This window comes from Streptococcus sp. FSL W8-0197, from assembly GCF_037963785.1.
Taxonomy (GTDB): Bacteria; Bacillota; Bacilli; order Lactobacillales; family Streptococcaceae; genus Streptococcus; species Streptococcus oralis_CQ.
Genome location: NZ_CP150168.1, coordinates 210032 through 222015, shown reverse-complemented (window position 1 = coordinate 222015; position 11984 = coordinate 210032). Strand labels below are relative to the sequence as shown.

The 11984-nt window shown below is 40.2% G+C and carries 9 protein-coding genes; all 9 read right to left on the bottom strand.

Annotated elements, in window-relative coordinates:
• Positions 1–44: 44 nt before the first annotated feature.
• The gene (locus NYE79_RS01275) at positions 45–767 is read right to left on the bottom strand and encodes a pseudouridine synthase (RefSeq protein WP_216728806.1); all 723 of its coding nucleotides are present in this window, start codon (positions 765–767) and stop codon (positions 45–47) included.
• Between the two features lie 223 nt (positions 768–990).
• Positions 991–1221, bottom strand: coding sequence for a GlsB/YeaQ/YmgE family stress response membrane protein (locus tag NYE79_RS01270; protein ID WP_216728805.1), 231 nt, complete (start codon positions 1219–1221; stop codon positions 991–993).
• A 9-nt stretch (positions 1222–1230) separates the two neighbouring features.
• The gene (locus NYE79_RS01265) at positions 1231–2472 is read right to left on the bottom strand and encodes an aminopeptidase (protein WP_216728804.1); all 1242 of its coding nucleotides are present in this window, start codon (positions 2470–2472) and stop codon (positions 1231–1233) included.
• 21 nt (positions 2473–2493) lie between these two features.
• A complete protein-coding gene (locus NYE79_RS01260; protein ID WP_049479444.1) occupies positions 2494–2646 on the bottom strand; it encodes a hypothetical protein in 153 nt (50 codons plus the stop codon).
• Between the two features lie 73 nt (positions 2647–2719).
• Positions 2720–4600: a DUF262 domain-containing protein gene (locus tag NYE79_RS01255; RefSeq protein WP_070567701.1), complete on the bottom strand. Its 1881-nt coding sequence runs from the start codon at positions 4598–4600 to the stop codon at positions 2720–2722.
• Complete coding sequence (locus NYE79_RS01250) at positions 4594–5907, bottom strand: DUF262 domain-containing protein (protein WP_070567699.1); 1314 nt, start codon at positions 5905–5907, stop codon at positions 4594–4596. Before NYE79_RS01250 ends, NYE79_RS01255 begins: the two co-directional genes overlap by 7 nt.
• A gap of 7 nt (positions 5908–5914) precedes the next feature.
• Positions 5915–6865, bottom strand: coding sequence for a WYL domain-containing protein (locus NYE79_RS01245; protein WP_070683707.1), 951 nt, complete (start codon positions 6863–6865; stop codon positions 5915–5917).
• A 109-nt stretch (positions 6866–6974) separates the two neighbouring features.
• Positions 6975–7499: a DnaA/Hda family protein gene (locus NYE79_RS01240; RefSeq protein ID WP_049479440.1), complete on the bottom strand. Its 525-nt coding sequence runs from the start codon at positions 7497–7499 to the stop codon at positions 6975–6977.
• An 87-nt stretch (positions 7500–7586) separates the two neighbouring features.
• A complete protein-coding gene (locus NYE79_RS01235) occupies positions 7587–11978 on the bottom strand; it encodes a PolC-type DNA polymerase III (protein ID WP_216728803.1) in 4392 nt (1463 codons plus the stop codon).
• Positions 11979–11984 lie beyond the last annotated feature (6 nt).

The following is an 11984-nucleotide window of genomic DNA, read 5'->3' as shown; positions in this document are numbered from 1 at the left end:
AAAAGGCAAGGACATTCTCCTCACCTTTTCTAACATAATCCAAACTAAGCAATACTAGCAAGGAGATTCTCTAACTCCTCCCTGGTCAGGCGACGCCATTCTCCTCGTTCTAAGTTCTCATCCAAAACTAGAGTCCCCATCGTCAAACGTTGTAGGTCCACCACTTCCTTGCCACAGTATGCCACCATGCGTTTGACCTGATGAAACTTCCCTTCAGCAATGGTCACACGAACCAGACTTTGATTCTTTACTGAATCTACCGACACAATCTCCAGCTTAGCTGGCTGGCAGGTAAAATCCTTGAGCGGAATGCCCTTGACAAATGTCTCCACATCTTCTTGGGTCATAATTCCCTCGACGTGTGCCAGATAGGTCTTATCCACATGACGTTTTGGTGAAAGAAGAGCATGGGCAAGCTGGCCGTCATTGGTCAAAAGCAGGAGGCCATGCGTGTCAATATCCAAGCGCCCTACTGGAAAAACTTCCTTGGTCCGAGCAATATCATCCAACAAGTCCAACACTGTTCTGTGTTTAGAATCCTCAGTCGCTGAAATGACTCCTTGGGGCTTGTTCATCATGTAGTAGACAAACTCTTCATACTCTAGCACTTGGCCATCAAAGCGAATCTCATCTCTTTCTTCATTAATCTGCAGTTTAGCTGACTTTTCTTTTTTACCATTTACCGTCACGCGCCCAGCCTTGAGCAAGTTTTTGACCTCCGTTCGACTCCCTACTGCGCAGGTAACTAAAAATTTATCTAATCTCATAGAACTATTATATCATACTCAAAAAGAGGCTGGCTCAATGACCAACCTCCTTTTCGTTTCATACTCTTCAAAAATCTCTTCAAACCGCGTCAACGTCGTCTTGCCGTATAGATGTTACTGACTTCGTCAGTTCTATCTACAACCGCAAAGCAGTGCTTTGAGCAGTCTGCGGCTAGTTTCCTAGTTTGCTCTTTGATTTTCATTGAGTATCAGATTTAAGAAATTAACTTCCTCGTCTCCAGAAAATAGCCAAGACAATCATAGCTCCTAAAACTGATGGGATAATAGCCGTATCAGCTAAAATAGGCCCCCAAGTTCCAAAAAGCATTTGACCCAGGAAAGCACCAATCCAACCCAGGAACATTTTCCCAAAGCATCCCATCCGTTCTCCACGATTGGTGATAGCTCCAGCTAATAGTCCGATCAAAAGACCGACAAACATACTTCCAATCATAGTTTCTCCTTAAATTGCCCAGTCTCCATTGCGGAAGAGGGGTACACGTGTCCCATCCTCACGGATACCATCGATATCCATTTGATTCGAACCAATCATAAAGTCCACGTGAACATCTGAACGGTTCAGCCCCGCAGCTTCAAGTTCTTCTTCGCTCATCTCTGCACCACCAACGACGCTGGTCGCATAGGCAGCACCGATAGCCAAGTGGTTTGAGGCATTTTCATCGAAAAGGGTATTAAAGAAGGTAATTCCTGACTGAGAAATTGGACTTGGATCTGGTACCAAGGCACATTCACCCAAGGCACGCGCACCAGCATTTTCAAAGACAAGATCTTTCATAACTTGATCTCCTTTTTCAGCTGTAATATCAACAATCTGACCACCCTTGAAAGTTACTTTAATCCCTTCAATGATATTTCCATTATAGCTCAGTGGTTTTGTAGAAGTGACATAGCCATCTGCACGACGGAAGTCAGGGGCCGTAAAGACTTCTTCTGTCGGCATATTTGGCAAGAACCCTTCTCCCTGCGCATTGATAGCACCAGCTGATTCCCAAACGTGGTTCTTCGGCAAACCAAGAGTCAAATCTGTCCCTGGCGCTGTGTAGTGAAGGGCTGAGAATTGTTCTTTATTGAGCATTTCTGCCTTGCTCTTGAGGATAGCAGCATGCTCTTCCCAAGCCTTAACGGGATCTTCTTCGTAGACACGGCAAGTTTTGAAAATTTGGTCCCAAAGGAGGTCCACTGCTTCTTCGTCACTTGCAGCATTTGGAAAGACCTTCTTAGCCCATTCAAGTCCAGCAGCGGCAGCCACTGTCCAGCTAACCTTGTTGGATTGTGTTGCGATACGCATTGGCTTCATGGCAAGGCCCATAGCTTTAGCAGAAGCTGAAAGCTTTTCAGCGTCCACTCCGTTCAAGGCACCTGGGTCAGAAGAACGGACACCGAGACGACTCGCTTTGTTTTCAAGAAGGTAATTCATCTCAGCAATCTTGTATTCTGGCACATTGTTCAAACGCTCCATTGGCGCGTGGAGGAATTTCTCACGGTTTACAAAGTCATCTGCCCATTGAACAATAACTTCGTGAGCTCCAAGTGCATAGGCTTCTTTGACGATTAAGTGAGCCAACTCACGTTGCTCCACATCGATAGAAAGAGCCAAGGTGTGACCAGGTTGCACATTAATTCCATTCGCAACCAATAATTTTGCATATTTTTCTAGATTTTCTTTAAAATTTGGTAAAACCATTCTATTCTTCCTTTTCTTTTGTTATTTTTCCTTCAAAGCAGAAAATAATCCTGCTAAAGCAATGGCACCCGATAATAGTGCTGTTGATAGGATAATTGTTTCGTCTGCCAGCTCTAACTGATAGTCAAAGAACTTTTCAGCTGGCTTATCTTCCGCAAAAATTCTTAGTTTCATGAAATGTCCTCCGTTACTAGTATATCACATATGATGTAAATTTAAAAACAAGCCTAATTAAGCTTGCTTTTAATTAACTATCACAAAAGTCGTGTACATATCTTTCCACTTCTTTTTCCATAGATTTAATCTCACAAATACCCCATTTATCATTCTTTTTCGTTATGGCAGCCATCATCTGTAATTTTAAACTCTGACGAGGAAAGATACCTTCTTCTTCCCATTGTTTTAATTTAGCTTCCGGATAGGAATTGCCAAACCTAGAGTTCTGACTATCGGTAATGATACAAAGATTCCCAAAGGAATGTAAAAACTCAGCAGATAATTTGCTCTCTCCATCATGTCCATTTGGATTCTGAGGATACCAATGTTCTATGGAGCGACGATAAGCAAATTTGAAATTATCAAAATTAATATCCTTGTACTCTTTCTCTAATTCGGCACGATTTTTCCATAAAACATAATCTACAAAGTTAAAAGCATAAACGGGAATTGCCCCATATTTCTTAATTCTTCTATCCTCAGTAAACAATCTTTCTTCTGCGTACGTCACTGCCATTTTTTCAAGAAATTTTTTAAAATAATCACCAAATTTTTGATCATTTAGTTCTTCAATATGTCTGTAGAGAAATTGTAAAATTTCATATAACCAACGACTATCACGATTGGCAGTGAAAGTCACAGCAAACATCGATTGCAAAAGAATGATGTTTTTGTTAATTTCCAAATCTGAAAATGTATTTTTAGTAAAGCGTTCCTCAACTATGTAATGCTCTTTTGCTTTTCCATTTGGTTGGTATTCATAATAAGTACCCTTCTGCAAAAACCACTCATCCTTATTTCTGCTTGAAGAATCCATATTTGAATTTCTAACGATGTAATTATCAAAAATATGTTTTATTTTAAGAAGAAATTCACTGAATTCAATAATCCAAGTCTTATTTTTATTTTTTATATCAAATAAAGTTAAAAGTTTCTTATCGTCTAACTGAATCTCACTGGTATCCTTACCTTCCCAAATTGCCAATACATGGAGTAGGAAGGTTGGAAAATCGATAACTTGGGTATAATCACCAAAATCTTTTTCTACTTCTATATTTTTTTCATTTATCTTTTTTCCTAATATATCTGATAACTTTCTTCTTTCGTTTTGATAAAAATCTATATCATCATAAATATTATGGAATGAGTAATTTGAAAAGTGCCATCCAAAAATACGTTCACGTTCTTGAAAATTATCTGCTCTCTTCCGTCGCATCTTAAATTGACTTGATACCGGCTTATCAAACTCTGCACAGGCATCCCAAATTCTTGCAAACTTTTGAGCCATTTCTTGATCTGTACCGAATTTAGCCATCATTTGCGCCTTGAGAATCTCATGAGCCTCTAGTTGTTCTCCACGAGAGTTGAAACGTTCGAAATAAAGATTTAAGTCTAAATCTTCAGAAAGTATACTCCTAAAAATAATAACTTTATCAAAAAGATAATCAACGAAAGACTGAGGATTAAGGTGACGCTCCTCTAGCACTTTTTTCAATGCGTCTTTAGCATGTCCGTAACCTCTAGTTAATTCATTTTCATCGTCCTCAGAGATTTTTTCCTTAGTAAATAGTTTTTGAATATTCTCATTTGATTTCTTCCTAGCTGGAAAGGTAAGATTGACAGCTTTCAATAGATCAAAACCAAACTCATGCTTCAAAGCTAAGGCAATCAAATTAAGGGCTGTTGTCCGTTGTTGCCCATCTATGATTTTGAAAATGTCATTCTCTTTATTAACGACTAATGTTCCAATATAGTAATTGTCTCTATTTTCTTGAAAAGCATCTGCTACGTCGTTCAATAACTGCTCAATTTCATCATAAGTCCAGGCAAAATTTCTCTGATAAAGAGGAATAGCATAGGTATCTTCATTTAACAGACGATTAACAGATAAGCTTATATGCGTTTCTACCATTTATCTTTTTCCTCTTCTATAATCTTGTCCACAGTATAATTTTCAAATAACTCTCTATCTATCTTTATCATGAAATCATTCGGAGTGACGGCATGAGATAAAAGTTGAAATAGCTTTTGAACCTCTTTTTGTCTAAACCTTCCACCAGCAGCATAGTTCCCAACCGTCGCATCATATATGGCTTTAGATTTAACTCGAGGGTAGTAAGACCAAATAAACAAGGTCTCTACTATCTCCTTTGATAGCTCCTCTTTTCCAAATCTATCTGCGAAAAGCGAGCAAATATTTAGGAATATATTGTGACACTTGAGGTAGCGTCCTTTTGAGCTATTGTAAATATTCAACATACCTTCTGGGTAAGCTAGATTTTTTTCTTCTCCCTCTGACTCATTGGAGACTCGTAACTTTTTATTTAAAACTTTTTTATGCTCTTTAATGGTAAAATGGACCGATTCAATATACTCAAAAAATTTACTTCCATCAATGATTGGCATAGTAATGGACATGGGGAGTTTTTCAATATGACGATACAATTCTAGGTATGGAAAGTTCTGATTCAAATCAACGCCTTTAAAGTCGTCAATAAAATCCTCTGTAAAACGGAGATAAGAGCCATAACGCTTGTTTGTTAATCCTGTCTCTCCTCGCGACCAACGTCTCATACGAAAAAGATGTTTATCAAACAACTCTTTGAGACTTAACTCTTTATCCTCTACAAATTGCTCCCACTTTTCAACAATTCTTTCATCTTCGGAATCTTGCTTGCGAAGATGATAGGCCTTGAGCAAATCATGAGGTTCTAAAGATTTTCCACGATTATTCTGAGAATCAAATAGCTGAAAGGCCTCTGATAATCGTTCTTGGGGCATAGTAATCACAGAGACAGCACAATTCTCTAATAAAAAGTTGCAAATGTCTTTTGCCTCATTTTCGCCAACTAATTGAGTTAAATTTTTCCACTCATTATAATTTTCACTCGCATGATAGCAAGATAGCTCTCCAAATTCTTCAGCACTCAACAGTTGATTAGCACCCTTATAATTCTCTAAGTCATCTAACGAATGAAGAAACAAAGAAATTGAAATTAGCCGTTGCTGTCCATCGACAATATCTAAGTGTCCATCATTCTTATGCAGGATAACGGAACCAATCTGATATTCCTTTTTCCCCATAGCATCTCGTAAATCATAAAAAAGATTACGGATATGTTTTCTGTTCCATTTATATGGTCTTTGATAAGAAGGAATCCGCAAATTCCCTTTTTTCAATAGTTCTCCAACCTTTTTAGAAGTAAATTGAATACTCATTTTATCCTCATTTATATTTATCTATCATTTCTTGAACTGTTCGCTTCATATCCTCTACTAAAATCCGAGGAGACAAAACAGTAACTGCTTCCCCTTGTCCCAGTAACCAGCGTTTAAGACCCGGTGTATACTGACTTTTAAACTTAAAATGAGTCCAGGCACCATTTTTACCAACTATTTTTGCATTTGGAAATTGATCCATCACAATAGTAGGATCATACAAATACCCAATCTCAATACTGATTTTCTTCCCGATAAAAGCATCAACTCTCTCATTACGAATATCACCATCTCTAAATTTATCTCGATAAGAAATAGAGGGTTTCTCTATACCACTAAGAGACCATGATTGGATACGGTCTACTCTTAAAGTAATATAAGTAGCGTGTTTTAACTGATAAACAACCAGATAAAAATAATGACTATCATAGTAAAGAGATACAGGCAAAACCGTCTGCTTCTTAGAAGATTCAGAATAAGGTTTTTGATAGATAATGTCTAAGACCTGTTCATGTAGAATAGACTCCGATAAATTCCAAATTTTCTCTATTCTATCTTGTTGATCCGTTAAGGGAGCATAGTTAAGCTTTTCACTGCCAATAATCTGCTCAATTTCTTTCTGATCATCACGGGGAACTAAGACCAGTAAATTATTTAGTAAGGTAGCAATTTCTTGTCTATTCAGGGCTCGATTTTCCAATAAAATCTTTGAAATAACGAGTATATCCTTTTTATTAAAAACTGACTTACTCGCTAAACAATACTTATTCGTTTTACGGTTATAAAACAAATCTCCACTATAACTGGTGTTACTAGATAAAATATCACGGAGTAGCGAAAAATCTCTCTGTATCGTCTTTTCACTAACTTCAAATTCCTGAGCCAATTGCTTTTTTCCTAACGGAGTCCCAAACTGTAAACGTAAAAAAATCGTTAGCAGTCTCTCTTGATCATTCATTTGCAATTTCCTTCTACATATTATTCAAACAATATTATTTCCAGTACATTATTATCACTTCTATAGTCTAACTAGCACTTTATATCCAAAACGATTAAAGCAAAATAAACTAGCCCTTAGATGATTTCAACTGTACCACTATGCCAGATTCGAAGAACTCAACTACGGATTCAGCCATATTTTTTAAGTCTTCGGGTAAGCAGTCTGAATATACAATGAAGAGTTTGCTTCTTTTCTTATTCTCTTTGAATTGCTGCATCCAGTATTCCTGTACCCTTTGATCAGCCTCTCCCAAAAATTGAACTCCATCCAGAAAAATCAAATCATACTCTGTATACCCCATTTGCAGTTTCATCCATTGACTATGTTTAGAAAAAATCAAATTATCTCTCACTCGATAATATGCAAGTGATGCTATTGGAGTAACAGGTTTTATTTTAGTTAACGTATAATAAAACAAATGCCATCTGTCAGTCTCTGAAATACCGCAAATGTAAATACATTGAGAATCTTCTTTTAAGTCTATTTGTGGGAATCCGGTCCAATCACTCCCATCATCTTTCAAGCCTTTTTCAAAATTATAAATTTCCTCTTCAATTGACACATTAGAATTTAAAATTTCTTGATTCACCATATTATACTCTCTTTTCTTTTATTTTTAAGAGAATTATAACAAATCAAGTGGACATATTTTGTCCACTTGATCAAAATAAGCAATTTTTTAAAACAACTCATCAAACAAACTCAACTGGTTGTCCTCTGGCATATTGCCGAGAATCCCCATTTCATCCATCTTTTCAACCAAGGTTGATGAAAGTCCACCACGCTTGCGCAGTTCTGTCTTAGAGAGGAACTCACCCTCTTCACGCGCACGCACCAACTGCTTAGCAACGTTCTCTCCCAGACCATCCATTGCTACAAATGGTGGGATAAGAGTGTCTCCGTCAATGATGAATTCAGTCGCATCACTACGATAGAGGTCTAACTTGCCAAACTTAAAGCCACGTTCCCACATCTCATTGACAATCTCAAGAGTGGTATAGAGGTCAATTTCCACATTAGAGGCTTCATTGTTCTTCCGTTTTTCAGCGATTTCTTCCATTCTGCGCTTGATGGCGTCCAAGCCCGCACCCATGGTCTTGATATCAAAAGCCTTAGCGCGGATTGAAAAGTAAGCACAGTAGTAATAAATGGGATGGTGAACCTTGAAGTAGGCTACGCGCAAGGCCATCATAACGTAGGCTGCCGCATGGGCCTTAGGAAACATATACTTGATTTTCCCACAGGACTCGATATACCACTCTGGCACCTTATTGGCCTTCATGGCTTCGATATAGCCATTTCTCTCCTCTTCGGAAATCTTCAGCCACAAGCCCTTACGTACCCGTTCCATAATGGTAAAGGCCATCTTAGGCTCGAGGCCCGCATGCATGAGATAAACCATGATGTCATCCCGACAACCGATAACAGTCGATAGGTCCGCTATTCCTTGCTTGATCAAATCCTGGGCATTTCCCAACCACACATCAGTACCGTGGGACAGACCAGACAACTGAAGCAATTCCGCAAAGGTCGTCGGATGCGTTTCGTCTACCATCCCACGTACAAAGTTTGTTCCAAACTCTGGGATTCCCAGCATGCCCGTCGGCGTTCCGATTTGCTCCGGCGTCACCCCAAGCACATCAGTCCCAGAAAAGAGGGCCATGACACCTTCATCATCCATAGGAATTTCATTAGGATCAATCCCAGACAAGTCCTGCAGTTTCCGAATCATGGTCGGATCATCATGCCCCAGCACATCGAGTTTGAGGACGTTCTCATCGATATCGTGGAAGTTAAAGTGAGTCGTCTGCCATTCAGCCGTCACGTCATCCGCTGGATACTGAACAGGCGTAAAGTCGTAGACATCCATATAGTTAGGAATAACAACGATTCCTCCCGGGTGTTGTCCTGTAGTCCGCTTGACACCAGCAGCACCTTGAGCAAGGCGTTCCACCTCTGCATCACGATAGAACTTCCCGTAATCACGCTCATAGCCCTTGACAAATCCATAGGCAGTCTTGGCAGCCACCGTACCAACTGTTCCTGCACGGAAGGCATATTCCTCACCAAAGATATCACGCACATCCAAGTGGGCGCTAGGCTGATCTTCCCCCGAAAAGTTCAAGTCAATATCGGGAACCTTATCTCCATCAAAACCAAGGAAGGTCTCAAACGGAATATCCTGCCCATTTTTGCTGAGTTTGTGGCCACAGTTTGGACAGTCCTTATTAGGCATATCAAAACCTGAACCATAAGAACCATCGGTGATAAACTCGCTGTACTGACACTGACCACAGACATAGTGAGGGGAGAGAGGATTGACCTCCGTAATCCCGATCATGGTCGCAACGAAACTGGAACCGACAGATCCACGAGAACCAACCAAGTAGCCCCGTTCATTGGAACGTTGCACCAGCATCTGCGATGCCAGATAAATCACGGCAAATCCATTCCCCAGAATGGAAGTTAATTCTTTTTCAATCCGCAAATCAACGATATCTGGCAGAGGATTTCCATAAATCTCAAAAGCTTTCTTATAGGTCAACTCAGCAACCGTTTCTTCAGCCTTGTCGATGAAAGGCGTGTACAAGTCACCCTTAACGACCTCAACAGGCTCAAAAATTTCTGCCAAGGCATTGGTGTTTTCAATAACCAATTTACGAGCCAATTCCTCGCCCAAGAAGGCAAATTCATCCAACATCTCATTAGTCGTTCGAAAATGAGCTTTCGGAAGAGGAGCTGGTTGGGCATGTTCACCATGACCGATGGTTCGGTTAATCATAGCCCCCTGGCCCAAACTACGGACGATAATTTCACGGTAAATCTCTTCTTCCGGTTCGATATAATGGACATTTCCCGTAGCCAAAACAGGCTTCCCAAGACGGTCCCCAACCTCTATCAAACTCTTGATAATAGTTTGGAGTTCCTCCATATCCTTGACCTGCTCTTTAGCAATCAAGGGAGCATAGATAGCCGGTGGCATGACCTCGATAAAGTCATAATACTTGGCCACCTCAACCGCCGCATCCACACCTTGGGAAACGACAGCGTCAAAAACTTCACCCTCCGAGCAAGCCGACCCCAAAATCAAGCCCTCCCGATGGGCGTCTAGAACCGTTCTCGGAATCCGTGGCACCCCTTCAAAATACTTGGTGTTAGACAAAGAAACCAGCTTAAAAATATTTTTTAAACCAACTTGATTCTTGACATAAATGGTCGCATGTTTAATCCGAGCTTTTTTATAAGAATCTGGACTGATTAGATCAATATTGAGTCTAGCCAGATCGGTCACACCATGTTTTTCTGCTACCTCTTTGATAAAGATGAAAAGCAGACGACCAGTAGCTTCCGCATCGTAGTTGGCCATGTGGTGGTGTTCAAGTGCCACACCAAAACGCTTGGTCAAAGGCCCCAAACCATGACGTTTATACTCAGGATAGAGGTTTCTAGCAAACTCCAGCGTATCGATGACTGGCTGGCTAATCTTAGGCAGACCATGACGCTCATAGTTGGCATTCATAAAACCAACGTCAAAGGTAGCATTGTGGGCTACTAAGACTGTATCCTTGCAAAACTCTTGGAATTCTTGTAAAACTTGTTCCAGTGGTTTGGCATTTTTGACATGATCATCTGTAATACCAGTCAACTCAGTAGTAAAGGCTGATAATGGATGTCCGGGATTGATAAATTCATCAAATTCGGCAATAACATTCCCCTTATACATCTTAGAGGCCGCAACCTGAATCAAGTCATTATAGATAGCTGAAAGTCCCGTCGTTTCAACGTCAAAGACCACGTAGGTCGCTTCTGACAAGTCCATCTCCACTTCGTTATAAACGATAGGGACACGGTCCTCCACGATATTGGCTTCCATTCCATAGATCAGCTGGATTCCAGCTTTCTTAGCTGCCTTGTAGCCATGTGGGAAGGATTGAACATTTCCATGGTCGGTGATGGCAACCGCCTTGTGCCCCCACTTAGCAGCTGTCGCAACGATCTCCTCTACCTCTGGTAGAGCATCCATGGTCGACATGTTGGTATGAGCATGAAACTCAACCCGACGCTCACCTTCTGGCATCAAATCCTTCCGCTCATAGTGAACAACTTCCTGCACATCCTGCACGTTCATGGTCAAATCGCGTGTGAAATTATTCATCTCCACATTTCCACGAACTCGGAGCCAAGAATTCTTCTTAATGATGTCAAACTTCTGAGCTTCTTCTTCATTCTTAACCCATTTTTGCATTGAAAAACTTGAAGTGTAGTCTGTCATTTTAAAGTTGATCAAAACGCGACCAGTTCTGGTCACCTTATGCTCCACATCAAAAACGACCCCTTCAAAGACCAGACGATTTTCCTCAGTCGTCACGTCAATCATCTGGGTAACCTCAGCCTTATCTAGTTTAGGCTTGGCCATAGCCTTTTTAGCCTGAAAATCAAAGGCTGGCTTCTCTTCTACTGGAGGAGGAGCCATTTGTTCCAGTTGCTCCATAGCTCGTAAAGCTTCTTCGTTGGCAGCCTGAACGATTTGTTCATTCTCCGTATGGAAGGCCTCCTCCTGCTCCTGTGTAAGAGCATCATTCTTTTCTATTTGACAAACAAAGGCTGGGAAACCAAATTTTTCAAGTTGCTTTTCTAAATTAGGAAGATGATTCTTCTTAAAGTGCTCCTTATCAATCGCCTCTGAACCTTCAATAATGAGTTGATTTCCCTCCGCACGAACGTTTAAATTCTGGTAAAGAGATTTAAACCCTTGACTTGCACATGGACCTTCAGAAAAAGCCTCTCTATAGTAGGCTTGTAAGAGTTCATTAGAGAATTCTTGAGAGAGAACCTTGATTTCGAAAACAGCTCGATTCCCTGTCTTAGAAAATTCTTCACCAAGCCCTTTCTTTAACTCCAGAAAGATTTCAATAGGCAAAATTTTAGAAAATACAAAATAAAATTCCCATACCTTACTAATTTTGTGAACCACAACACGCTCAATTCTGGCATCAACAAGAGCAGGATCCCGTCTCAATTGATCAGAGATTCCTAGTTGATTCATTAAAATTTCAAACTTACTTGCCATTCATTT

Excerpts from the sequence above, each read along its gene's own strand:
- NYE79_RS01275 (WP_216728806.1), bottom strand. The coding sequence starts at position 767 with ATGAGATTAGATAAATTTTTAGTTACCTGCGCAGTAGGGAGTCGAACG.
- NYE79_RS01270 (WP_216728805.1), bottom strand. The coding sequence starts at position 1,221 with ATGATTGGAAGTATGTTTGTCGGTCTTTTGATCGGACTATTAGCTGGA.
- NYE79_RS01265 (WP_216728804.1), bottom strand. The coding sequence starts at position 2,472 with ATGGTTTTACCAAATTTTAAAGAAAATCTAGAAAAATATGCAAAATTA.
- NYE79_RS01260 (WP_049479444.1), bottom strand. The coding sequence starts at position 2,646 with ATGAAACTAAGAATTTTTGCGGAAGATAAGCCAGCTGAAAAGTTCTTT.
- NYE79_RS01255 (WP_070567701.1), bottom strand. The coding sequence starts at position 4,600 with ATGGTAGAAACGCATATAAGCTTATCTGTTAATCGTCTGTTAAATGAA.
- NYE79_RS01250 (WP_070567699.1), bottom strand. The coding sequence starts at position 5,907 with ATGAGTATTCAATTTACTTCTAAAAAGGTTGGAGAACTATTGAAAAAA.
- NYE79_RS01245 (WP_070683707.1), bottom strand. The coding sequence starts at position 6,865 with ATGAATGATCAAGAGAGACTGCTAACGATTTTTTTACGTTTACAGTTT.
- NYE79_RS01240 (WP_049479440.1), bottom strand. The coding sequence starts at position 7,499 with ATGGTGAATCAAGAAATTTTAAATTCTAATGTGTCAATTGAAGAGGAA.
- NYE79_RS01235 (WP_216728803.1), bottom strand. The coding sequence starts at position 11,978 with ATGGCAAGTAAGTTTGAAATTTTAATGAATCAACTAGGAATCTCTGAT.